Origin of the sequence: Klebsiella sp. 10, from assembly GCF_018223925.1 — a bacterium.
Lineage (GTDB): Bacteria > Pseudomonadota > Gammaproteobacteria > Enterobacterales > Enterobacteriaceae > Klebsiella > Klebsiella pneumoniae.
Genome location: NZ_JAGRRB010000005.1, coordinates 377,285 through 399,583 on the forward strand (window position 1 = coordinate 377,285; position 22,299 = coordinate 399,583).

The following is a 22,299-nucleotide window of genomic DNA, read 5'->3' on the forward strand; positions in this document are numbered from 1 at the left end:
AATAAACGGGGCGGACGTCTTATATCTTGAGAAAATATAATGAAATACATCATAGCTCCCATCGCGACAGCATTATTTCTCCTTAGCGGATGCGATAATGCGCAGACATCTGCTCCGCAGCAACCCACGCCGGAAGTGGGCGTGGTCACCCTGCAAAGCCAGCCGGTGCCGGTAGTCAGCCAGCTCACCGGCCGCACCACCGCCTCGCTCAGCGCCGAAGTTCGCCCGCAGGTGAGCGGCATCATCCAGAAACGCCTGTTTACCGAAGGCGATATGGTGAAGGCCGGGCAGGCCCTTTACCAGATCGATCCCTCCAGCTATCGCGCGACCTGGAACGAAGCGGCGGCGGCGCTGAAACAGGCCCAGGCGCTGGTGGTCTCCGATTGCCAGAAGGCCCAGCGCTACGCGTCGCTGGTCAGGGATAACGGCGTTTCCCGCCAGGATGCTGACGACGCCGCCTCCACCTGCGCCCAGGACAAGGCCAGCGTGGAATCGAAGAAAGCGGCGCTGGAGAGCGCGCGCATTAACCTGAACTGGACCACCGTCACCGCGCCGATTGCCGGGCGCATCGGCATCTCGTCGGTTACGCCGGGGGCGCTGGTCTCCGCCGATCAGGATACCGCGCTGGCGACGATCCGCGGGCTCGACACCATGTATGTCGATCTGACGCGATCCAGCGTCGATCTCCTGCGTTTACGCAAACAAAGCCTGGCCAGCAACAGCGACACCCTCAGCGTGACGTTAACCCTGGAAGATGGCAGTACCTATCCCGAAAAAGGGCGTCTGGCGCTCACCGAAGTCGCCGTCGATGAATCTACCGGCTCGGTGACCCTGCGCGCTATCTTCCCCAACCCGCAGCACGTCCTGCTGCCGGGGATGTTCGTCCGCGCGCGCATCGATGAAGGCATCATGAACGACGCGATCCTCGCCCCGCAGCAGGGGATCACCCGCGATGCCAAAGGCGACGCCACGGCGCTGGTGGTCGATGCCGCCAACAAAGTTGAGCAGCGTACCGTGGAAACCGGCGACACCTACGGCGATAAATGGCTGGTGCTGAGCGGCCTGAAAGCGGGCGACAAGCTGATTGTCGAAGGCACCGGTAAAGTGGCCCCCGGACAGACAGTGAAGGCCGTCGCCGTCAACAATAACGGAGGCAACGCCTGATGTTCTCCCGTTTCTTCGTGCGTCGCCCGGTCTTTGCCTGGGTGATCGCCATTCTGATTATGCTCGCCGGGGTGCTGGCGATCCGCACGCTGCCGGTAGGCCAGTACCCGGATGTCGCCCCGCCGGCGGTGAAAATCTCCGCCACCTATACCGGGGCGTCCGCCGAAACCCTGGAGAACAGCGTCACCCAGGTGATCGAGCAGCAGCTCACCGGCCTCGACCATCTGCTCTACTTCAGCTCCACCAGCAGCTCCGACGGCTCGGTCAGCATCACCGTCACCTTTGAGCAGGGAACCGACCCGGACACCGCCCAGGTGCAGGTACAAAACAAAGTGCAGCAGGCGGAATCGCGGCTGCCGAGCGAAGTCCAGCAGTCCGGCGTAACGGTGGAAAAATCGCAGAGCAGCTTTCTGCTGATCCTTGCGGTGTATGACAAAACCAACCGCGCCACCAGCTCCGATATCTCCGACTGGCTGGTCAGCAATATGCAGGACCCGCTGGCGCGCGTGGAGGGCGTCGGCAGCCTGCAGGTATTCGGCGCCGAATACGCGATGCGCGTCTGGATGGACCCGACCAAACTCGCCTCCTACTCGCTGATGCCTTCCGACGTCCAGTCGGCGATTGAGGCGCAGAACGTGCAGGTTTCCGCCGGTAAAATCGGCGCGCTACCGTCGTCCAATGCCCAGCAATTAACCGCCACCGTGCGCGCGCAGTCCCGGCTGCAAACCCCTGACCAGTTCAAAGCGATCATCGTGAAAAGCCAGGCCGACGGCTCGGTAGTACGCCTGAGCGATGTCGCGCGGGTGGAGATGGGTAGCGAGGATTACACCGCCACCGCCAATCTGAACGGCCACCCTGCCGCCGGGATCGCGGTGATGATGGCCCCCGGCGCCAACGCGCTGGACACCGCGACGCTGGTGAAAAGCAAAATCGCCGAATTCCAGCGTCAGATGCCGCAGGGTTACGATATTGCCTATCCGAAGGACAGCACCGAGTTCATCAAAATCTCGGTCGAGGACGTGATTCAGACCCTGTTCGAAGCGATTATCCTCGTCGTCTGCGTGATGTATCTGTTCCTGCAGAACTTCCGCGCGACGCTCATTCCGGCGGTAGCGGTGCCGGTGGTGCTGCTTGGCACCTTCGGCGTGCTGGCCCTGTTCGGCTACTCGATTAACACCCTGACGCTGTTCGCCATGGTGCTAGCGATCGGCCTGCTGGTGGATGACGCCATCGTGGTGGTGGAGAACGTGGAGCGCATTATGCGCGACGAAGGGCTCCCCGCTCGCGAAGCCACCGAAAAATCGATGGGCGAAATCTCCGGCGCGCTGGTGGCGATTGCCCTGGTGCTGTCGGCGGTGTTCCTGCCGATGGCCTTCTTCGGCGGTTCGACCGGGGTCATCTATCGCCAGTTCTCGGTAACCATTATCTCGGCGATGATGCTGTCGGTGGTGGTAGCGCTGACCCTCACCCCGGCGCTGTGCGGCGCGCTGCTCAGCCACTCCAAACCGCACACCAAAGGGTTCTTCGGCGCCTTTAACCGCCTGTGGGGACGTACGGAGGCGGGCTACCAGCGCCGGGTGCTCGGCGGCCTGCGCCGGGGCGCAGTGATGATGGGCGCTTACGCGCTGATTTGCGGGGCGATGGCGCTGGCGATGTGGAAGCTGCCGGGCAGCTTCCTGCCGGTGGAGGACCAGGGGGAGATCATGGTCCAGTACACCCTGCCCGCCGGGGCCACCGCGGTGCGTACCGCCGAGGTGCGCCGCCAGGTGACCGACTGGTTCCTCACCAAAGAGAAAGCCAATACCGATGTCATTTTCACCGTCGACGGCTTCAGCTTTAGCGGCAGCGGGCAGAACGCCGGGATGGCCTTCGTGTCGCTGAAAAACTGGTCGCAGCGCAAAGGGGACGACAACACCGCCCAGGCCATCGCCCTGCGCGCCACCAAAGAGCTGGGGACGATCCGCGACGCCACCCTCTTCGCCATGACCCCGCCGTCGGTAGACGGTCTCGGGCAGAGCAACGGCTTCACCTTCGAACTGATGGCCAGCGGCGGTACCGACCGTGACAGCCTGATGAAGCTGCGCAGCCAGCTGCTGGCGGCGGCCAACCAGAGCAGCGAACTGCAGTCGGTGCGCGCTAACGATCTGCCGCAGATGCCGCAGCTGCAGGTGGATATCGATAACAACAAAGCCGTCTCGCTGGGGCTGTCGCTGAGCGACGTGACCGATACGCTCTCCAGCGCCTGGGGCGGTACCTACGTGAATGACTTTATCGATCGCGGCCGGGTGAAAAAGGTCTATATCCAGGGCGAAAGCGACGCGCGCGCGGTGCCGTCGGACCTCGGCAAATGGTTCGTTCGCGGCAGCGATAACAGCATGACGCCGTTCTCCGCCTTCGCCACCACCCACTGGCAATACGGCCCGGAAAGCCTGGTGCGCTACAACGGCTCCGCCGCCTTTGAGATCCAGGGCGAAAACGCCGCCGGCTTCAGCTCCGGCGCGGCGATGGACAAGATGGAAAAGCTGGCCGACAGCCTGCCGGCGGGCTCCACCTGGGCGTGGAGCGGCATTTCGCTGCAGGAAAAGCTGGCCAGCGGCCAGGCGATGAGCCTCTACGCCATCTCGATTCTGGTGGTATTCCTGTGCCTGGCGGCGCTGTATGAGAGCTGGTCGGTGCCGTTCTCGGTGATCATGGTCATCCCGCTCGGCCTGCTTGGCGCGGCGCTGGCGGCGACGCTGCGCGGCTTAAGCAACGACGTCTACTTCCAGGTGGCGCTGCTGACCACCATCGGCCTGTCGTCGAAAAACGCCATCCTGATCGTGGAGTTCGCTGAATCCGCCGTGGATGAGGGGTATTCGCTCTCCCGGGCGGCGATCCGCGCCGCGCAGACTCGCCTGCGCCCGATTGTCATGACCTCGCTGGCGTTTATCGCCGGGGTGCTGCCGCTGGCCATCGCCACCGGCGCCGGAGCCAACAGCCGCGTGGCGATCGGCACCGGGATTATCGGCGGCACCCTGACGGCCACCCTGCTGGCGGTGTTCTTCGTACCGCTGTTCTTTGTGCTGGTGAAGCGTCTCTTTACCCGCCCACGTCCTTCTCAGGAGTAAGTTATGTTTCGTTTGAGTTTAATGTTTATCGCGCTCCTGACCGCGGGCTGTGTCTCTCTTGACCCGCACTACGAGAGCCCGGCCGCGCCGGTGCCGGCGCCCCTTCCCGGCGCGCACGGCGAATCAACGGCGGTGGTCGGCGACTGGCAAAAAGTGGTCAATGATGCGCGGTTAAAAAAAGTGGTCAGCATCGCGCTGAACAGCAACCGCGATGTGCAAAAGGCATTGGCCGATATTGAAGCCGCTCGCGCCCAGTATGGCGAAACGCGGGCATCGCTGTTTCCCACCGTTGATGCCGAACTGAGCCACACCCGCAGCAAAACGGTGGCCAGTGGCCTGAGCTCCGCTTCACAGGCCGACGGCGCGGTCTCCAGCTTCGAACTGGACTTGTTCGGCAAGAACCAGAGCCTGTCGCGCGCGGCGCGCGAAACCTGGCTTGCCAGCGAATTCACCGCGCAGAATACCCGGCTGACGATGATTGCCGATTTGACCACCGCCTGGGTGACGCTGGCGACGGATAACAGCAATCTGGCGCTGGCGCAGCAGACCATGGACAGCGCGGCAAACTCGCGCAACATCGTCGCCCGCCAGATGGCGGTTGGCACCGCCTCCGCGGGTGATTTAAGCTCGGCGGAAAGCGTCTATCAGCAGGCGCGCGCCAGCGTCGCCAGCTATCGCACGCTGGTGGCGCAGGATAAAAACGCCATTAACCTGCTGGCGGGGGAAACCGTGCCGGAGAGCCTGCTGCCCGGCACTCTCGAGAGTCTCGGGGATAACAGCATCGCGCTGGTGCCGGCGGGCGTGTCGTCGTCGGTGCTGCTGCGTCGGCCGGACATTCAGGAAGCGGAGCACAATCTGAAGAGCGCCAATGCCGATATCGGCGCGGCGCGGGCGAACTTCTTCCCGTCGATTTCCCTGACCGCCAGCGCCGGGGTCGGCAGCGACTCGCTGTCGTCGCTGTTCAGCCACGGGATGCAGGTGTGGTCGTTCGCCCCCTCCATCAGCCTGCCGCTGTTCACCGGCGGCAGCAACCTGGCGCAGCTGCGCTATGCGGAAGCGGAGAAAAAGGGGCTGATCGCCACCTACGAGAAATCGATTCAGAGCGCGTTTAAGGACGTTGCCGATGCGCTGGCGCGCCGGGAAACGCTGAGCGAAGAGCTTGATGCTCAGCGGCAGTATGTCGCCGCCGAGCAGACATCGCTGGATATCGCCATGAAGAGCTATCAGGCCGGGGTCGGCGATTATCTGTCGGTGCTCACCGCTCAGCGCACGCTGTGGTCGGCGAAAACGACGCTGCTGTCCCTGCAGCAGACCGACCTCAATAACCGGATCACCCTCTGGCAGTCGCTGGGCGGCGGCGCCAGTTAAACTTACCCGCCGGGCGACCGAGCCCGGCCTCTACAAGGAATCGTTATGGCACGTGTTTCCCTCTCCTGGGCGCTGATCCTCGGCCTGCTGTCGGGTATCGGCCCGCTGTGCACGGATTTTTATCTACCGGCGCTGCCGGAGATCACTCAGCAGCTGCAGGCCACCAGCACCCAGACCCAGCTGTCGTTGACCGCCGCGCTGATTGGTCTCGGCCTGGGTCAGCTGTTTTTCGGCCCGCTGAGCGACCGCATTGGCCGCCTGAAACCGCTGGCGCTGTCGCTGCTGCTGTTTATCTTCTCTTCGGCGATGTGCGCCCTGACCCGCGATATCAACATGCTGATTGTCTGGCGCTTTTTACAAGGCTTTGCCGGCGCCGGCGGCTCGGTGCTGTCGCGATCCATCGCCCGCGATAAATACCAGGGCACCCTGCTGACCCAGTTTTTCGCCCTGCTGATGACCGTGAACGGCATTGCGCCGGTGCTGTCCCCGGTGCTGGGCGGCTACGTTATCACCGCCTTCGACTGGCGAATTCTCTTCTGGACGATGGCCGCCATCGGCGGCGTGCTGCTGGTGATGAGCCTGGCGATCCTGCGGGAAACGCGCCCGGCCACAGCGGCGCATGCCAGCCGCCAACGGCCCGGCCAGCCGGTGCTGAAAAATCGCCGCTTTCTGCGCTTCTGCCTGATCCAGGCCTTTATGATGGCCGGGCTGTTCTCCTACATCGGCTCTTCTTCCTTCGTGATGCAGAGCGAATACGGCATGAGCGCCATGCAGTTCAGTCTGCTGTTCGGTCTGAACGGTATCGGGCTGATCATCGCCGCGATGATCTTTTCCCGTCTGGCGCGCCGCTTTAGCGCCGAAAGCCTGCTGCGCGGCGGCCTGACGCTGGCCGTGAGCTGTGCGGCGATCATGCTGCTGTTTGCCTGGCTGCATCTGCCGGTGCTGGCGCTGGTCGGCCTGTTCTTTACCGTGTCGCTGATGAGCGGCATCAGCACCGTCGCCGGCGCGGAGGCGATGAGCGCCGTCGACGCCGCGCAGTCCGGGACCGCGTCCGCGCTGATGGGCACCCTGATGTTTGTCTTCGGCGGCATCGCCGCGCCGCTGGCGGGTCTCGGCGGCGAAACAATGCTGAAAATGAGCCTCGCGATGGCCATCTGCTACCTGCTGGCGCTGCTGCTGGGCCTCAGCAAACCGCGCGACGCACGCTAATCTCCTGCTGCGGTAATAAAATATTCCAGATTTATTACCGCACTATTTCCCGCCATATCTACCATTCTCGTATTATTCTCCACGTACTAATCGTGATACTCTTCACAGGCAAGGAATAAATAATTCCTTATACTGCGCGCCACTGAGAATAACGAGGTTTCTATGAGTATCGACCTGAGCAAACTGCTGACCGAGCGACGTAACGCCAACAGCGCCAACATTGACACCCTCTCCACCCTCGAGATGCTGACGGTGATAAACCAGGAAGACCAGCAGGTAGCCCAGGCGATAACGCCCTATCTGCCGCAGATTGCCGAGGTGGTGGATAAGGTCGCGGCGGCGCTGCAGGCCGGTGGCCGCTTGATTTACATTGGCGCGGGTACCTCAGGGCGTCTGGGGATCCTCGATGCCAGTGAATGCCCACCGACCTTCGGCACCCGCCCGGAGCAGGTGGTGGGGATCATCGCCGGCGGACATAAAGCGATTCTCAGCGCCGTGGAAAACGTGGAAGACAACAAAGCGCAGGGGGCGATGGATCTGCAGAACCTGAACTTCAGCAACCGCGATGTGCTGGTGGGGCTGGCGGCCAGCGGACGCACGCCGTACGTCATTGGCGCCATGGAATACGCCCATAGACAGAATGCCTTTGTCGCCATCGTCAGCTGTAACCCGCATGGCGAAATGGCCCAGCTGGCGGACGTGGCGATCACCCCGGTAGTCGGCCCGGAAGTGGTCACTGGCTCTACCCGCCTGAAAGCCGGCACCGCGCAGAAGCTGGTGCTGAACATGATCTCCACCGGGGCGATGATCCGCGTCGGCAAGGTGTACAGCAACCTGATGGTCGACGTTGAAGCGACCAACGCCAAGCTGATTGAGCGCCAGGTCTCTATCGTGATGGAGGCCACCGACTGCGATCGCGCCACCGCCCAGAAGGCGCTGGAGGCCTGCGGCCGCCACTGTAAAACGGCGATCGTGATGGTGCTGGCGGACTTAAGCGCCGCAGAGGCGCAGTCGCTGCTGGCGAAAAACAACGGCTATATCCGCAAGGCGCTCAGCAACACCTGAGCGCCGACAGACAGGTAACGGGCAATGGCAAAAATAACGAAAGAGATGATAGCGCGGATCCTCGCCCACGTGGGCGGCGCCGCAAACGTCGCGCAGGCGGGCAACTGCATGACGCGCCTGCGCTTGACCCTGCGCGATGAAAGTCTGGCCGACAGCGCCGCCATCCGCCAGATTGACGGCGTGATGGGGGTGATCGTCAGCGACGAGCAGTTCCAGGTGGTGCTCGGCCCCGGCAAGGCGCAAACCGCCGCCGAAATGATGAACGGCCTGCTGGAGGCGGCGCCCGCCGCCGCGCCGACGCTGGCCGACGTCGCGGCGGAGAAAAAGCAGGCGCTGAAGGGCAAGCAGACCAGCGCGGTGCAGAAGTTTCTCGCCAAATTCGCCACCATCTTTACGCCGCTGATCCCCGGCTTTATCGCCGTCGGGCTGCTGCTGGGCTTCGCCACCCTGGCGGAACAGGTTTTCGTACTGGAGAACGCCCATCCGAACGCCAGCCTGGTGGCGCTGATTGGCTATATGAAGGTCTTCAGCAAAGGGATGTTCACCTTTCTGAGTATCCTGATCGGCTATAACGCGCAGAAGGCGTTCGGCGGCTCCGGCGTGAACGGCGCGATTATCGCCTCGCTGTTCGTGCTGGGCTACAACCCGGAGGCAACTAGCGGCTTCTACGCCGGCATTTCCACCTTCTTCGGCCATGGCATCGATCCGCGCGGCAATATCATCGGCGTACTGATCGCCGCTATCCTTGGCGCGTGGGTTGAACGCCAGGTGCGGCGGGTGATGCCGGCCAACCTCGATATGATCCTCACTTCGGCGGTGACGCTGCTGATCATGGGCGCGGTGACCTTTACGGTGATCATGCCGATTGGCGGCTGGTTATTTACCGGCATGTCATGGCTGTTCCTGCATCTTAACGGCAACCCGTTTGGCTCGGCGGTGCTGGCCGGCCTGTTCCTGCTGGCGGTGATGTTTGGCGTCCATCAGGGGTTTGTCCCGGTCTATTTTGCGCTGGTGGACGCCCAGGGCTTTAACTCGCTGTTCCCGATCCTGGCGATGGCCGGGGCCGGGCAGGTGGGGGCGGCGCTGGCGCTGTTCTGGCGGGCGAAGCGCGATTCGCTGCTGCGAACCCAGATTAAAGGGGCGATTATTCCGGGCTTCCTCGGGATTGGCGAGCCGCTGATCTACGGCGTCACCCTGCCGCGGATGAAGCCGTTTGTCACCGCCTGCCTCGGCGGCGCCTGCGGCGGGTTCTTCGTCGGACTGATCGCCTGGCTGGGGCTGCCGGTCGGCCTGAACACGGTGTTCGGTCCGTCCGGTCTGGTGGCGCTGCCGCTGATGACCTCCGGCAGCGGAATTTACGCCGGGATGGCGGTCTACGCCGGCGGGCTGGCGGTCTCCTACCTGTGCGGCTTTGTCCTCACCTGGCTGTTCGGCAGTAAAAATGTCGATTTAAGCTAGAACGCGACTATCGGTTAATGCCCGGCGGCGGCTTCGCCTTACCGGGCCTGCAAAATAGTTACGCCGCCGCGCCCGACTACCATTTCCTGCCCCGCCGCCCGGGCGCGCGCATGCTATGATTCCCCTTTGTCATATTTCGCTTGAGGAAAAGATGGGCTCCAGCAAAAAAGGGATGCTGAACGTACTGATTGCCGCCGTGCTGTGGGGCAGTTCCGGGGTGTGTGCGCAATTTATTATGCAGGAAAGCCAGATGTCGTCGCCGTTTCTGACCATGACGCGTCTGCTGTTTGCCGGGCTGATCCTGCTGATGCTCGGCTTTGTTCACGGCGACCGCATTTTCCGCGTGCTGCAAAACCGCCGCGACGCCCTAAGCCTGCTGTTTTTCTCGCTGTTTGGCGCGCTAACCGTGCAGTTCACCTTTCTGATGACCATTGAAAAATCCAATGCCGCCACGGCCACGGTGCTGCAGTTTTTGTCGCCGACGATCATCGTCGCCTGGTTCGCCCTCGCCCGCAAAGCGCGTCCCACACCGCTGGTGCTGGGAGCTATCTGCACCTCGCTGGCGGGCACCTTTCTGCTGGTGACCCACGGCAACCCAACGACGCTGTCGATTTCGCCGGCGGCGCTGTTCTGGGGGATCGCCTCGGCGTTTGCCGCCGCGTTTTATACCACCTATCCTTCAACGCTGATTGCCCGCTACGGGACGCTGCCCATCGTCGGCTGGAGCATGCTGTTCGGCGGCGCGATGCTATTGCCGTTTTACGGCGGCCAGGGCACCGATTTTGTGGTGAACGGCAGCCTGCTGTTAGCCTTTTTCTACCTGGTGGTGATCGGTACTTCGCTGACCTTCAGCCTTTATCTTAACGGCGCGCAGAAAATTGGCGGCGCGAAGGCCGGGATCCTCAGCTGCGCCGAACCGCTGAGCAGCGCCCTGCTGTCGCTCCTGCTGCTGGGGATCACCTTCACGCTGCCGGACTGGCTGGGCACTCTGCTGATCCTCGCGTCGGTGGTGCTGATCGCCATCGACTCGCGGCGGCGGGTGAGAGCCGCCTGAGCAGGCGAGAAAAAGCGCATTTTCAATAAGTTAAACTGACCACTATTTGCGTGTTTTCCCGCCTGCGCATATAGTTGACGGAAGCGATTACGGAAGGAGAAGCCTGATGAAAGCATGTTGGATGGTATGCCTGGTCACCGCCCTGAGCGCCACGTCGGCGTGGGCCGAATCACCGCTGCAAAGCCTGCAGTTCGAGCAGCAAAAACAGCAGGTGCTCAAAGCGGTGAAGGAAAAATGCGCGCCAGCAAGCCACCTCAGCGACAACGATTTTGCCAATAAAGTGCTGGCGACCGACGGTAACAAGAACGCGGTCCGCGAAGCAACGCTGGCGAAGGAGCGCAATAACCAGAAAAGCTACCAGGCCGCAATCGACAAAATCGTCTGTCCGGCCAAATAGCGGTTATTTCAGCCTCGCGACCAGCGTTTTCCAGTCAAACGGCGTAAGCTGCCTGTAGCTCAGGCTACGGGCGGCCATCTGCTCCGGCAGCTGGCGCTGGCTTTTCGCGATCGCCTCGCTCATTATCCCGGCGCTCCCCACGTCACGCAGGGTTTTCACCACCTCTTCCATCTCTTCGCTGCGCCGAATGCCATGTTCCGCCACCCGGCTGATCAGATAGTCGGGGAACGCGCCTGTCCAGCCCAGAGAGGGAAAACTATGATGCAAGGAGCTAAGCACCTCCTCCTCAACGCCGTATTCACGAGCCGCGAACAGGCATTCTGTGGTAAGCGCTTCAAGACCTTTGATCATCACGCTACGGCACATTTTTATCGCCGACACCTGGCCCACCGTACTGGCGCCATAGCGGGCATTCAGCCCCAGCCTCTGCAGACGCGGCGCGATCGCCTCCGCCTGCGGCCCGCCGATCAATAACGGTGTCTGCAATCGGGCCGGCGGTACCGGCGCCATCACCGCGACATCGATGTAGGCGCCCGGCAGAAAATGTTCAGCCGCCTGCCGTTTCGTCTCCGGCGCCACGGAGTTGAGATCGAGGAAATATTGTCCCGGCTGCAGCAGCGCGGCCGCCTGCTGCGCCACCTTTAGCGCCTCACCGGCGGTCACAGTAGAAAAAACCAGCGTGGCCCCCTCCAGCGCCTGCGCCAGCGAATTTCCCACTTGAACTCGCGAATCACGGGCTTTACTGAGCATTGCCTCTCGCTCCGGGCCATTGAGCTTGCAATCCCAAATGGTCACCGCATGCTCACGGGCCAGATCCGCCGCCAGAATGCCACCTGCCTCGCCAAAACCAATAAACGCGATTGTCATCATCACTCCTCACGCGGCCAGACGCGGGCCGGAATAAAAACCTCGCCAGCAAACAGCAGTCGCGCCGTGCGTAACAGGCCGCAGCCAGCCAGGGCGCCGTCAGCATCAAGCTGAAGCGTCACGCTAAATTCGCCTGTCGGATGCTCGACGCTGAGCAGCGGCGTATCGCCTGGCGCTACCTGCGCCAGGCCCTGCGCGACAGAGCCGGGGAGCAGACAAGCGCTGGCCACGCTCACCGCGCCAAATACGCCGATCGACGCGTGGCAGCGGTGGGGGATAAAGGTGCGGCTGCTGATGGCGCCGCCGTGTCGCGGCTCGGCGATCAAGGTCATCTTGGGCACCGTGCGCTGGCTGACGTCGCCAAGCTGCATCAGCGGCCCGGCCTGCAGGCGAATCGACTCCAGGCGACGTTTAAGCGCGTCGTCATTATCCAGCTGTTCGCGCGTCTCATAGCCGGTGCAACCGAGGTCGCACGCGCGCAGCAGGATCACCGGCATTCCGTTATCGATGCAGGTCACCTCGACGCCGTCAAAACGGTCACGAACCCGGCCGGTCGGCAGCAGGGCCCCGCAGCTGGAGCCTGCGACATCAAGAAAATGGAGCAGGATCGGGCTGGCGCTGCCCGGCACGCCATCGATACGACTCTCGCCGACGTAGTCAACCCCGTCGGCATCGCAGGGGATCTCTGCCACCGCCAGTTGCCCCGTGTTCTCCATAAAAATACGCACCCGAGTGAGCGGCGCATCGTGGCGAACCAGACCGCGCTCGATGGCGAAAGGGCCAACGGCGGCGAGAATATTGCCGCAGTTTTGGCCATAATCCACGGTAGCCGCCGCCACGTTCACCTGGGCAAACAGATAGTCCACATCGGCGTCAGGTCGTGCGGAGCGGCGGATAATCGCCACTTTGCTGGTCAGCGGATCGGCGCCGCCGATCCCGTCAATTTGCCGGGGATCAGGCGAGCCCATCACCGCCAGCAGCACCGCATCACGTCGCACCGGATCGGCAGGCAGATCGTCGGCCAGAAAACAGGCCGCTTTAGAGGTGCCGCCGCGCATCCATAGACAGGGGATTCCGCGTTGCGCCATTTATTCCTCCACCTCGTCTGCGCGGTCGTAATACCGCAGGCCCTTTTCCGCCAGACGCGGACGCATAGCGTAAATATCCAGCCCCAGCTCGCCATGGCGCATCCGCTCACGCTTCGCAAGCTCATTGCTCATGCGGGCTTCCGCTTTATGGAGCACATCACGGACCCGGGCGTGAGGCAGCACCACGACGCCATCGTCGTCGGCCACTACGACATCGCCCGGCTGTACAAGCTGACCTGCGCATATCACCGGGACGTTAACCGAACCGAGGCTCTCTTTCACCGTCCCCTGGGCATAAACCTGACGGGACCAGACGGCGAATCCCATTTCCCGCAACGTTTGCGAATCACGAATGCCGATATCGCCCACCAGCCCGACCACGCCGCGCGATTGGAGAGACGTCGCCAGTAGATCGCCGAAGAAGCCATCGCCGCACGGCGAGGTCGGGGCCACCACCAGAATATCGCCGGCGCGGCACTGCTCGACCGCCACATGAAACATCCAGTTGTCGCCAGGCGTCACCAGCACGGTTACCGCGTTGCCCGCCCGGCTGACGCCCTGCTGAATCGGACGGATTGCCGGCCCCATCAGCCCCTGACGATCCCTGGCTTCATGGAGCGTCGCCACCCCGGCCGCCTCACAGCGGCGCAAAACCGCCTCGTCATGGCGCGGCAGGTGGCGGATCACAAGGCCTTTTTTATTTAACAGGTTCATGCCAGGTTCTCCGTTACGCGGGGGAAGATGCTCTGGAAGGCTTCGCCGTGAACGATATCGCGCGCGGCCGTGATGCCGATATTGCGCTTGGCCTGCACCCCGCGCTGCAGCGCCACGCGGGTGTAGTATTCCCACAGATGCTCCTGACCCTGCATGCACTGAATGGCCTGATACTTTTTCTCCCAGACGGCGGTGATGTCCAGCAACACATCGGGTTTCCAGTTGCACTGCTCCGGCTGGTGCGGTTCGAAACAGTAAACCGGGGGAGCAGAGACAATTTTCTCGCCAGGGCGATAGCCTTCTGCCTGGGCGATAATCCGTGCTTCCTGGGCCAGATGGGAGGCCAGCGGATGATCGTAGTTATAGGGATCCTGCAGGGAGTGCGTCAGGACAAAGTGGGGCTGGATACGGCGATACACATCCGCCAGACGAAATAGCGTCTCTTTATCGGCGCGCAGCGGATAATCGCCGATATCAAAGAATTCGACGCTGGCGCCCAGGATCGCGGCGGCGGCCTGCGCCTCTTCGCGACGCACCTGCTTCACCGCCTCCTCGGTCATGTTGCCTTTACGCCACAGTTTGGCGGACTCGCCGCGCTCGCCAAAGGATAAACAGACCACATGGACCTGATAGCCCTGCAGGGCATGCAGCGCTATCGCACCGCCCGCGCGCCAGACGAAATCGGCCGAGTGGGCGCTGACGACAAGGGCACTTTTTTCGCTAACCGGATGAGACATGATGGCTTCCTCTGTTGTTTTTTTCAGCTTGTCATGTCCCGTCGTGGGGAGGTAATTCGTTAACTTGCGAAGGCTATGATTTTTATTTATGTTGTCGTCTCACTCACTTTTTCAGGCCTGACGAACAATGCTAAAGAGAAAGCACGATAAAATTATAAATATCATGCAGCTGCGCTTTTTCTGTCAGGTCGCGCTGCGCGGTAGCGTCTCACGCGCGGCCGATGACTTATTCCGCACGCAGTCAGCGATAACCCGGGCTATTCGCGATCTTGAAGCCGCGTTGAACGTCACGCTGTTCGAACGCCATTACAGCGGCATGGTGCCCACCGAGTATGGCAAGTGCATCCTGCCGCGCGCCCGGCGGGCGATTGACGACCTGCAGGCCATCCCGGCGCTGCTGCAGAAGCACCATACCCGCAGCAGCGGCCCGCTGGCGGACGCCGGCTGGCTGTTCAATACCCGCCGCTTAGCCATTTTTATTCAGCTCTATCACGTCAACCATACCCAAACCGTCGCGCAACAGTTGGGGATCACTCAGCCGGCGGTCAGTGCCGCGCTGAAGGTCCTGGAAAAAGGAGCGGATTCGGCGCTATTTCGCCGGACGCCAGAGGGGGTGCGTCCCACGCCTGCCGCAGAGCTACTCTATCCCCCGGTGAGCAGAGCGCTCAACGAGCTGGAAAACATCTGGAGCGATCTCGCTGCCCGTCGCGGGGTGTTGGAGGGCACCGTGCGCATTGGCGCCCTGCCGCTGAGCCGGACCCGGCTACTGCCCTCCGCCATCGCCGCCTTTCTGGCCCAGCACCCGGGCATCACCCTCATGACCAATGAAAGCCCGTATGAGTCGCTGGTCGCCGATATGCGGGCAGGTAATATTGATTTTATTATCGGCGCCCTGCGCCAGGATGAAGATCTCCCGGACCTCTGTAGCGAAGCGTTATTCGAAGAGGATATGTTGATTTTACTGCGTAATAACCACCCGCTGCTGCGCCATCCGGACCCGCGCAGCCAGCTGGCGACAGCGCAATGGGTGCTGCCGCGCGCCAACGCGCCGGCGCGCAATTTGCTGGATAAGGCGTTTGTCACCCTGGGGCTGCCGCTGCCCCAGCCGACGGTGGAGACCGGGGATGCGGCGATGGTGCGAGGATTGCTGCAGGGCTCCGACATGCTGGCGGCGGTCTCCGCCAGCCAGATGCGTTTTGAAACTGACAATGGGCTGCTCAGCGTGTTGCCGGTTCCCCTGCCCGATACCACCCGGCGTATCGGGCTGACGTTTCGCGCCGGCAGCCTGCCCTCCCCGGCGACGCAGGCGCTGTTGCGTTTTATTTATCAGCAGGTTCAGGACGGGGCCGTTTAACGTTTACCCGCCACCGAATAGGTTACCTGCTGGTTTCGCGTTTGCTGAAACGCCTCCAGCGTCTGCCCGCGCATCGCGGCGTAAATATGCAGGTTGGATACGCCGACCACCGCGCCCATTTTCTCCAGCAGGAAGAAGCTGGCGCCATACTGAATTAATCCCCGCCAGTCGCGCGCGTTGAGCAACTGCTGTTCCTCCTCACTCAGTCCGGCTTCGGCATAAAGCGACTGAGGCGACTGCAGAAAACGTTCGCGCCAGGCAGGCTCAATCAGCCGATGCAGGAAACGGTTAAGCCGCAAGCCATTCAGGCTGCGCTCGTGGGTAAAAGGATAGGTTCCCGGCAGTTTCTCCACCCCGGCCAGCTGCTGCGCCATATGCTGGCGATGGCGCGTCAGGGTATCGACGGGGGGCAGGCGCGCATTGTTCTCAAGGATCAGCGTGGCGATACCGGTCATCGACGGCAGGTAATAGTCGCGCCAGGTTTCGGTGACATTGGCTGATAGCGCGCCACGCATCACCAGCCACATGATCACTTCGGACCCCTCCATCCCCCCCAGCTCGGCATATTCGCCAAGGGTCATTTCGGTAAGCTTTTCCGGGTCATTAACCAGCATATCAACAAACTGGGCATCCCAGTCGGGATTATTAAATCCGCAGCGCTCGCCATGAACCTGATGCGAGAGCCCGCCGGTCGCGACAATCGCCACATTGATATCTTCCGGGAAGCTTTCAATCGCCCGGCGCAGCGCCTGGCCGAGTTTGTAACAACGGCGCGCGCTTGGTACCGGAAATTGCAGCACGCCGATCTGTAACGGGATCACCGCCGTCGGCCACCCCTGCGCTTCATCCCAGGGCAACAGCGCCGAAAGCGGCGAGAAAAGGCCGTGGTCGAGCTTTTTATCCATAAAGAACGACATATCAAACTCGTCGGCCATCAGGCTGGCGCCAATGTGCCTTGAGAGCGCCGCGTTGCCCTGGACCGGCGGCAGGCAGCGCGGTCCGCCGCCCTCATCGGCAACGTCATATTGACTATCGATTCCCAGCGTAAAAGTCGAATAGTGATCGAAGAAAAAGGCGGTCACATGGTCATTAAAGATGTACACCAGCGCATCCGGTTTTTTCTCCTCCAGCCAGCGCTGCAGCGGTTCGAAGCTCTGGAAGATCGGCGCCCACGCCGGATCCTGCTGTTTATGATGATCGACCGCGAAGCCGATAGTCGGGGTATGAGAGACGGCGATACCGCCGAGAATGTTAGCCATCAGATAACTCCACTTATCGGTGTTCGAGGGGGGATGACAAAGCGTCAAGTTCTGCCTCTGTGAGTCGAGGCTTAGCGTGATTCATACGGTGCAACAAAATACAGATCCCCGCCAGGCAGGCCGGCAGCGCAAGCACCAAAAAGATCGACGAGTGTCCCGGCACGGCCAGCATCAGCATCCCGCCCAGCGTGGAGCTGAGGATAGCCCCGGTACGGCCGATACCATGCATCCAGCTGACGCCGGTAGCGCGGATCTCGGTTTGATAATAGGCGGGCGAATATGCCTGCAGACCGTTCTGCGCGCCGTTAATGCACATCCCGCTGATAAAAATCAGCACCGACAGCGCCGCCGAACCGAAATCCATTACCCCCTGGGACAACAGGCACAGACAGCCGAGGAAATAGGTTGCCGCAATCACGGCTTTCGCCGAAGCGCGATCCATCAGCATACCGACAAGGATCCCGCCCAGCGGGCCGCCGAGCTGGAACAAGCCGGTCATCATCGCCGCCTGCTGCAGCGACAGGCCGCCGGAGCGGAGAATGGTTGGCAGCCAGCCGTTCAGCAGGTAAATCACGAACAGCCCCATAAAATAGGTTAACCACAGCGCTATCGTGCCGCGGGCATAGCCATGCCGGAACAGCTGCGCCACTTTGCTGCTCCGCGTGATGGGCGGCGCATTCAGCTGGAAAACGGTTTCAGCCGTAAACTGGCCCCCAAGCCGGTTAAGCGCCCTGGCGATCTGCTCGCCCGGTAGTCGGCGCGCCACCATGTTCATCGCCGACTCTGGCAACATCACGATCATAAAGGGGAGCACCACGAGCGGCAGCACGCCGCCAAAAACCAGCGCCGAGTGCCAGCTGTAATGCGATAACAAACCGGCGGCGATAAAGCCGCCGAGGCCGGAACCCACGTTAAAACCGCTGTACATCAGGGTGATCATCACCCCTTTACGCCGCTCCGGCATATATTCCGCCACCAGCGTGACGCAGTTGGGCATTACGGCGCCAAGGCCAAGGCCGGTGAGAAAACGCATCAGCGCCAACTGCGTCGGGCTTTGCGCCACGGCGCCGGCCAGGCTGAACAGCGCAAACAGCGCCACCGACCAGAGTAAAATTCGCTTTCGGCCGTAGCGGTCAGAAAGCGGACCCGCTACCAGGGCGCCAATGGCGACGCCGAACATGGCCGCCCCAAGAATCGGCCCCATTTCGGCCCGGCTGATGCCCCAGTCTTCGATGAGCGCCGGGGCGACAAAGCCCATCACCGCGGCGTCATACCCATCCAGCATAATGATGATGAAACAGAGCAGCAGCACGTTCCATTGAAAGCGCGAGACCGGGCGGGTATCTATCCACGCTTTCACATCGACAACGTTCGTGTGATTCATAGGGTGACTTCCTCAAGCAGGCGGTACGAATGTTCTGGTTAGTGTTTTTTGAGTGGAACTTTCGTACTCAACTTAAGGCAGGTCACGCAGGCTGTCCGGTTCGAAAATCCGGCGTCAGATATGAGTTTTATTTATAATGTGAGGGATACGACAAAAACCAGCCAGCAAAAAACCCGCAGCCAACGGCGGCGGGTCAGGGCAAGAGCAGCGTTTAGTGCTTCGGAATAATTAAATCGCCGCGCAGCGGGCTGCCGCCCGGGTTGTCCGTTTTCTCGGTCAGCCAGTTGACGATCCGCGACGCCATCGCGTCCATGGAATATTCAATCGCCGGGATAGTCGGGATACCGGGCAGCTGTAACGATCCGGCGAGGCTAAACACCATGACATTTTGCGGAACGGCGCGGTTAAACGCCTGCAGCTGCGGCACCACGCGCTGCGCCTGCTGTTCATCGCTCACCAGCAGCGCGTTAAAGTTCAGCGTAGTGGCGTTATTGACCAGCTCCTGCACCGCCACCGACGGCGAGGTGTTATCCAGAAATACCAGGTTGCGATTAAACGGCAAAAAGTTTTTTTCCAGCGCGTGCTTGTAGCCCAGCAGCACCTGGTCGGCAAAGCCGCTGCTCTGCGGATGAATCAGCGCAATCTGCCGTCTCCCCTGGCTAATCAGATAGTAACAGGCGGTTTCGGCGGCGAAAGCATGATCGAACTGAATACTGTTGTCGCCTTCGCTATCGAGGCAGTCCACCAGCACCACGTCCGGGCGGTTAATATTCAGAGGAAAACGCGCGCCGATGATCAGCACGTTATCGCACAGCCCGCAGGTCAACTCCTCCAGAGAGTTCATCACGCCGTGGCTGGTGTTGGCGAAGCGCAGCAGCAGGTGTTTCTGGTGCTGGCTGAGCTGTTTTTCCAGGGCGTAGAGATAGCTGGTGGTTTGGTTGATGTTGTCCTGGGCGCAGATGACGCCGATGCAGCCGGTGGACTGGCTGAGCAACGACTGGGCTATCATGTTTGGCCGGTAATTGAGCGCTTCCGCCGCCTGCAGCACCGCCTGACGACTGGCTTCCTTCACGCCACGTGAGCCGCTCAACACTCGCGACACCGTGGCTTTGGAAACCCCGGCAAGTCGTGAAACATCATTGATTGTCGACATCATTTTCCCCTGCGCGGGCGCCGCGTCCCGCCAAAATCCTGTAAACCTGAATCGCTTCAATTATGACCAGCGCAGTATATCCATTTCGCCATTTGTTTGGAAACCGATTTTCCATTTCAGCGCAAAACATCGCCAAATCGACAGAATAATGTGAGCGAAATCCAATAAATCCGCCCTATAAGCAGGAGATCTTGACCACTATCACAGTTCTGCTTTTTATAAATGGAAACCGGTTTCCGTCTGATATCAAATCACCCACGCAATAACTTTTTACATTTTGAGGATGGTCGTCGATGTACAAGATTATGCTGTGCTGCTCTGCCGGGATGTCCACCAGTCTGCTGGTCAGAAAGATGGTTGAGGCGGCGAATGAACGTGACCTGCCGGTGCAGATTGACGCCTATGGCGTTTCCGAATTTGACATGCAGTTTCCGCAGTATCAGGTGGTGTTGCTTGGCCCCCAGGTGAAATACATGTTGAAAACCCTGTCTGACAAAGCGGCTTCCCTGAACATTCCCGTTCAGCCCATCGATACGATGGACTACGGTATGCAGCGGGGAGACAACGTCCTGAATTATGCTCTGTCGCTGATCCCAGCGGCGCACTGAGAGGTGTTGAAATGAGTTCTCTGTATCAGTCCATGATTGCCGTGATCGAGCAATCTATTACTCCGCTGGCAGGACGCCTTGGGCAGCAGAAATACGTTATCGCTATCCGCGATGGCTTCACTGCCGCCTTGCCGTTTATGATCATCGGCTCTTTCATGCTGGTATTTATTTTTCCGCCGTTTTCACCCGATACCACCAACGGCTTTGCCCGCGGCTGGCTTGAATTCTCCCAGCACTACCGCGAACAGCTGATGCTGCCGTTTAACCTCAGCATGGGCGTGATGACCTTCTTTATCTCGGTCGGCATTGGCGCCAGCCTCGGTCGTCAGTTTCAGCTCGATCCGGTGGTGTCCGGTCTGCTGGCGTTTATGGCTTTCCTGCTGGTCGCCGCGCCCTATGCCGATGGCAAAATTTCCACTCAGTATCTGTCCGGTCAGGGCATTTTCACCGCGCTGATCACCGCCATCTACTCCACCCGCGTTTACGCGTGGCTGAAGCAAAACAACATTACGATTCGTCTGCCGAAAGAGGTCCCCACCGGCGTCGCCCGTTCGTTTGAAATCCTGATCCCGGTGCTGGTGGTCATTGCGACTCTGCATCCGCTGAATCTGTTTATCGAAGCGCAGACCGGGATGATCCTGCCGCAGGCGATCATGCATCTGCTGGAGCCGCTGGTTTCCGCCTCCGACTCGCTGCCGGCGATTTTGCTCTCTGTTCTGATGTGCCAGATTTTCTGGTTCGCCGGTATCCACGGCTCGCTGATTGTTACCGGCATTATGAACCCGTTCTGGATGGCCAACCTGTCGGCAAACCAGGCGGCGCTGGCGGCTGGCACGGTACTGCCGCACGTCTACCTGCAAGGCTTCTGGGATCACTATCTGCTGATTGGCGGCGTCGGTTCTACCCTGCCGCTGGCCTTCCTGCTGCTGCGTAGCCGGGCCACCCATCTGCGCACCATCGGCAAGATGGGCATCGTGCCGAGCTTCTTTAATATCAACGAGCCGATTCTGTTCGGGGCGCCGATCATCATGAACCCGATGATGTTTATCCCCTTCGTCTGCGTACCGATGGTCAACGCGGTGCTGGCTTACGGCGCGACGCGTCTTGGCTGGCTGAGCCAGGTTGTGTCGCTGACGCCGTGGACTACGCCGGCCCCAATTGGCGCGTCGTGGGCGGCTAACTGGACCCTGAGCCCGGTGGTGATGTGTCTCATCTGCATGGTGATGTCGGCGGTCATTTACCTGCCGTTCCTGCGCGCTTATGAACGTTCCTTAATGAAAACCGAAGTTGAGAAAGCCAAAAATAGCGTTCCGGTAGCAGAAACCGTTAGCTAATCCCTCTCCTTCCGGAGAGATAATAAGATGACAGCGTAATAATGCAGAAAATGGACTTTCACTGCATTATTAAATAATAAATACCTCAGGAATACACATGATTGAATTAGAAGATGCGGTAATGGAAATTATCGTTAATGCGGGACAGTCACGCTCATTATGTTTTGAAGCGCTGCATGCGGCCCGAACCGGAAATATCGACGAAGCGCGCTTACTCTTAAACGAGGCCGACGGCTACGCCCGCCGGGCGCATCAGATGCAAACCCAGCTCATCGGGCAGGATGCCGGTGAAGCGCGTCAGCCCATGACGCTGATTATGGTACATGCCCAGGATCATTTGATGAATTCGCTGCTGGCCCGCGAGTTCTCAGAAGAATTAATCCATCTGTACCAGCGTTAATTAATATGGAATAACGTTAGCGAGAATATTATTCTCCGGCGTCGCTGTACCCTAAAAAACAAATCAGCTTATTTTGGCTATTTATTCTAGCCAGAATGGGATGGTTATTATCTGAAATATATTAATTATTAAAGCGAGATAACCATGAATACTGTAAAAAAACTGCCTTTAGCCATGGCGGTGGTCGCCGCGCTGTGCCCAATTTCTGTCATGGCGCAAGAATTTACGCAGGAACAGATCGACGCCATCGTCGCCAAAGCCGTTGATAAAGCGCTGGCCGACCGCCAGGCGAAAATCGACGCCGCGGCCAACAAAAAGGTCGACGTGATCACCAACCCGCAGACCACCGCCGCCTCGCCGGATATGGCCATTCCGTTCGGCCTCAAGTTCAGCGGCTACGCCCGCTATGGCGCCCACTTCCAGACCGGCGACCAGAAATATGTCGGCGTCGACGGCTCCTATAACGGCGCCTCGGCGATCGGCCGTCTGGGCAACGAAAGCAACGGCGGCGAATTCCAGATCAGCAAGGCCTTCAAAAGCGCGCAGGGGGCTATCTGGGATCTCAACGTGATGTTCGAC

General features: G+C 60.6%; 20 protein-coding genes. 13 read left to right on the forward strand and 7 right to left on the reverse strand.

Annotated elements, in window-relative coordinates:
• Window positions 1-39: 39 nt before the first annotated feature.
• The 8 genes from eefA to KHQ26_RS07705 all read left to right on the forward strand — a co-directional run bounded on the left by eefA (window position 40) and on the right by KHQ26_RS07705 (window position 10,822).
• Window positions 40-1,164, forward strand: a complete 1,125-nt coding sequence (gene eefA, locus KHQ26_RS07670; protein WP_004173878.1) for a multidrug efflux RND transporter periplasmic adaptor subunit EefA — start codon at window positions 40-42, stop codon at window positions 1,162-1,164.
• A complete protein-coding gene (eefB, locus tag KHQ26_RS07675; RefSeq protein ID WP_004173877.1) occupies window positions 1,164-4,271 on the forward strand; it encodes a multidrug efflux RND transporter permease subunit EefB in 3,108 nt (1,035 codons plus the stop codon). The genes eefA and eefB overlap by 1 nt, the downstream gene beginning before the upstream one ends.
• A gap of 3 nt (window positions 4,272-4,274) precedes the next feature.
• A complete protein-coding gene (gene eefC / locus KHQ26_RS07680; RefSeq protein ID WP_049126168.1) occupies window positions 4,275-5,639 on the forward strand; it encodes a multidrug efflux RND transporter outer membrane subunit EefC in 1,365 nt (454 codons plus the stop codon).
• Between the two features lie 45 nt (window positions 5,640-5,684).
• Window positions 5,685-6,848, forward strand: coding sequence for a multidrug effflux MFS transporter (locus tag KHQ26_RS07685; protein ID WP_002923107.1), 1,164 nt, complete (start codon window positions 5,685-5,687; stop codon window positions 6,846-6,848).
• Window positions 6,849-7,010: 162 nt separating this feature from the next.
• Entirely contained in the window at window positions 7,011-7,913 is a 903-nt protein-coding gene (gene murQ / locus KHQ26_RS07690) for an N-acetylmuramic acid 6-phosphate etherase (RefSeq protein ID WP_023317384.1), read from the forward strand.
• A 24-nt stretch (window positions 7,914-7,937) separates the two neighbouring features.
• The gene (gene murP, locus KHQ26_RS07695) at window positions 7,938-9,371 is read left to right on the forward strand and encodes a PTS N-acetylmuramic acid transporter subunit IIBC (RefSeq protein ID WP_002923111.1); all 1,434 of its coding nucleotides are present in this window, start codon (window positions 7,938-7,940) and stop codon (window positions 9,369-9,371) included.
• Between the two features lie 151 nt (window positions 9,372-9,522).
• Window positions 9,523-10,425 (forward strand): DMT family transporter, encoded by a 903-nt coding sequence (locus KHQ26_RS07700; protein ID WP_002923118.1) that lies wholly within the window; start codon window positions 9,523-9,525, stop codon window positions 10,423-10,425.
• A gap of 106 nt (window positions 10,426-10,531) precedes the next feature.
• The gene (locus KHQ26_RS07705; protein ID WP_002923120.1) at window positions 10,532-10,822 is read left to right on the forward strand and encodes a YicS family protein; all 291 of its coding nucleotides are present in this window, start codon (window positions 10,532-10,534) and stop codon (window positions 10,820-10,822) included.
• A 3-nt stretch (window positions 10,823-10,825) separates the two neighbouring features.
• Here KHQ26_RS07705 and KHQ26_RS07710 read toward each other — a convergent pair whose 3' ends face one another.
• Genes KHQ26_RS07710 through galB form a run of 4 tightly spaced genes read right to left on the reverse strand, consistent with a single transcriptional unit; the run spans window position 10,826 to window position 14,228 of the window.
• Window positions 10,826-11,689, reverse strand: a complete 864-nt coding sequence (locus KHQ26_RS07710; RefSeq protein WP_004181570.1) for an NAD(P)-dependent oxidoreductase — start codon at window positions 11,687-11,689, stop codon at window positions 10,826-10,828.
• A 2-nt stretch (window positions 11,690-11,691) separates the two neighbouring features.
• Window positions 11,692-12,777 (reverse strand): 4-oxalomesaconate tautomerase, encoded by a 1,086-nt coding sequence (locus KHQ26_RS07715; RefSeq protein WP_004186236.1) that lies wholly within the window; start codon window positions 12,775-12,777, stop codon window positions 11,692-11,694.
• Window positions 12,778-13,491, reverse strand: a complete 714-nt coding sequence (locus tag KHQ26_RS07720) for a 4-carboxy-4-hydroxy-2-oxoadipate aldolase/oxaloacetate decarboxylase (protein ID WP_020804211.1) — start codon at window positions 13,489-13,491, stop codon at window positions 12,778-12,780.
• On the reverse strand, window positions 13,488-14,228 hold the full coding sequence (gene galB, locus KHQ26_RS07725; RefSeq protein ID WP_020804212.1) for a 4-oxalmesaconate hydratase: 741 nt from the start codon (window positions 14,226-14,228) through the stop codon (window positions 13,488-13,490). Before galB ends, KHQ26_RS07720 begins: the two co-directional genes overlap by 4 nt.
• A gap of 127 nt (window positions 14,229-14,355) precedes the next feature.
• On the opposite strand from galB, the gene KHQ26_RS07730 reads away from it, so the two are divergent.
• Window positions 14,356-15,582: a LysR family transcriptional regulator gene (locus tag KHQ26_RS07730; protein WP_002923147.1), complete on the forward strand. Its 1,227-nt coding sequence runs from the start codon at window positions 14,356-14,358 to the stop codon at window positions 15,580-15,582.
• Here KHQ26_RS07730 and KHQ26_RS07735 read toward each other — a convergent pair.
• From KHQ26_RS07735 to KHQ26_RS07745, 3 genes are all read right to left on the reverse strand, one after another.
• The gene (locus KHQ26_RS07735) at window positions 15,579-16,841 is read right to left on the reverse strand and encodes a gallate dioxygenase (RefSeq protein WP_002923152.1); all 1,263 of its coding nucleotides are present in this window, start codon (window positions 16,839-16,841) and stop codon (window positions 15,579-15,581) included. The genes KHQ26_RS07730 and KHQ26_RS07735 overlap by 4 nt on opposite strands.
• A gap of 13 nt (window positions 16,842-16,854) precedes the next feature.
• Entirely contained in the window at window positions 16,855-18,225 is a 1,371-nt protein-coding gene (locus tag KHQ26_RS07740; RefSeq protein ID WP_002923153.1) for an MFS transporter, read from the reverse strand.
• 211 nt (window positions 18,226-18,436) lie between these two features.
• Window positions 18,437-19,378, reverse strand: a complete 942-nt coding sequence (locus KHQ26_RS07745) for a LacI family DNA-binding transcriptional regulator (protein ID WP_020804208.1) — start codon at window positions 19,376-19,378, stop codon at window positions 18,437-18,439.
• 293 nt (window positions 19,379-19,671) lie between these two features.
• Here KHQ26_RS07745 and KHQ26_RS07750 point away from each other — a divergent pair, with 293 nt between their 5' ends.
• The 4 genes from KHQ26_RS07750 to KHQ26_RS07765 form a co-directional block, all read left to right on the forward strand.
• Window positions 19,672-19,986, forward strand: a complete 315-nt coding sequence (locus tag KHQ26_RS07750) for a PTS sugar transporter subunit IIB (RefSeq protein WP_004145041.1) — start codon at window positions 19,672-19,674, stop codon at window positions 19,984-19,986.
• An 11-nt stretch (window positions 19,987-19,997) separates the two neighbouring features.
• A complete protein-coding gene (locus KHQ26_RS07755) occupies window positions 19,998-21,320 on the forward strand; it encodes a PTS sugar transporter subunit IIC (protein ID WP_211777871.1) in 1,323 nt (440 codons plus the stop codon).
• Between the two features lie 97 nt (window positions 21,321-21,417).
• A complete protein-coding gene (locus KHQ26_RS07760) occupies window positions 21,418-21,720 on the forward strand; it encodes a PTS lactose/cellobiose transporter subunit IIA (protein WP_002923158.1) in 303 nt (100 codons plus the stop codon).
• Window positions 21,721-21,864: 144 nt separating this feature from the next.
• A partial coding sequence (locus KHQ26_RS07765; protein ID WP_211777872.1) for a carbohydrate porin occupies window positions 21,865-22,299 on the forward strand: 435 nt, incomplete at its 3' end.

Excerpts from the sequence above, each read along its gene's own strand:
- murP (WP_002923111.1), top strand. The coding sequence starts at position 7,938 with ATGGCAAAAATAACGAAAGAGATGATAGCGCGGATCCTCGCCCACGTG.
- eefC (WP_049126168.1), top strand. The coding sequence starts at position 4,275 with ATGTTTCGTTTGAGTTTAATGTTTATCGCGCTCCTGACCGCGGGCTGT.
- KHQ26_RS07750 (WP_004145041.1), top strand. The coding sequence starts at position 19,672 with ATGTACAAGATTATGCTGTGCTGCTCTGCCGGGATGTCCACCAGTCTG.
- KHQ26_RS07720 (WP_020804211.1), bottom strand. The coding sequence starts at position 13,491 with ATGAACCTGTTAAATAAAAAAGGCCTTGTGATCCGCCACCTGCCGCGC.
- KHQ26_RS07710 (WP_004181570.1), bottom strand. The coding sequence starts at position 11,689 with ATGACAATCGCGTTTATTGGTTTTGGCGAGGCAGGTGGCATTCTGGCG.
- KHQ26_RS07755 (WP_211777871.1), top strand. The coding sequence starts at position 19,998 with ATGAGTTCTCTGTATCAGTCCATGATTGCCGTGATCGAGCAATCTATT.
- KHQ26_RS07700 (WP_002923118.1), top strand. The coding sequence starts at position 9,523 with ATGGGCTCCAGCAAAAAAGGGATGCTGAACGTACTGATTGCCGCCGTG.
- KHQ26_RS07735 (WP_002923152.1), bottom strand. The coding sequence starts at position 16,841 with ATGGCTAACATTCTCGGCGGTATCGCCGTCTCTCATACCCCGACTATC.
- KHQ26_RS07715 (WP_004186236.1), bottom strand. The coding sequence starts at position 12,777 with ATGGCGCAACGCGGAATCCCCTGTCTATGGATGCGCGGCGGCACCTCT.
- murQ (WP_023317384.1), top strand. The coding sequence starts at position 7,011 with ATGAGTATCGACCTGAGCAAACTGCTGACCGAGCGACGTAACGCCAAC.
- KHQ26_RS07745 (WP_020804208.1), bottom strand. The coding sequence starts at position 19,378 with ATGTCGACAATCAATGATGTTTCACGACTTGCCGGGGTTTCCAAAGCC.
- eefA (WP_004173878.1), top strand. The coding sequence starts at position 40 with ATGAAATACATCATAGCTCCCATCGCGACAGCATTATTTCTCCTTAGC.
- KHQ26_RS07740 (WP_002923153.1), bottom strand. The coding sequence starts at position 18,225 with ATGAATCACACGAACGTTGTCGATGTGAAAGCGTGGATAGATACCCGC.
- KHQ26_RS07685 (WP_002923107.1), top strand. The coding sequence starts at position 5,685 with ATGGCACGTGTTTCCCTCTCCTGGGCGCTGATCCTCGGCCTGCTGTCG.
- galB (WP_020804212.1), bottom strand. The coding sequence starts at position 14,228 with ATGTCTCATCCGGTTAGCGAAAAAAGTGCCCTTGTCGTCAGCGCCCAC.
- KHQ26_RS07760 (WP_002923158.1), top strand. The coding sequence starts at position 21,418 with ATGATTGAATTAGAAGATGCGGTAATGGAAATTATCGTTAATGCGGGA.
- KHQ26_RS07730 (WP_002923147.1), top strand. The coding sequence starts at position 14,356 with ATGCTAAAGAGAAAGCACGATAAAATTATAAATATCATGCAGCTGCGC.
- KHQ26_RS07705 (WP_002923120.1), top strand. The coding sequence starts at position 10,532 with ATGAAAGCATGTTGGATGGTATGCCTGGTCACCGCCCTGAGCGCCACG.
- eefB (WP_004173877.1), top strand. The coding sequence starts at position 1,164 with ATGTTCTCCCGTTTCTTCGTGCGTCGCCCGGTCTTTGCCTGGGTGATC.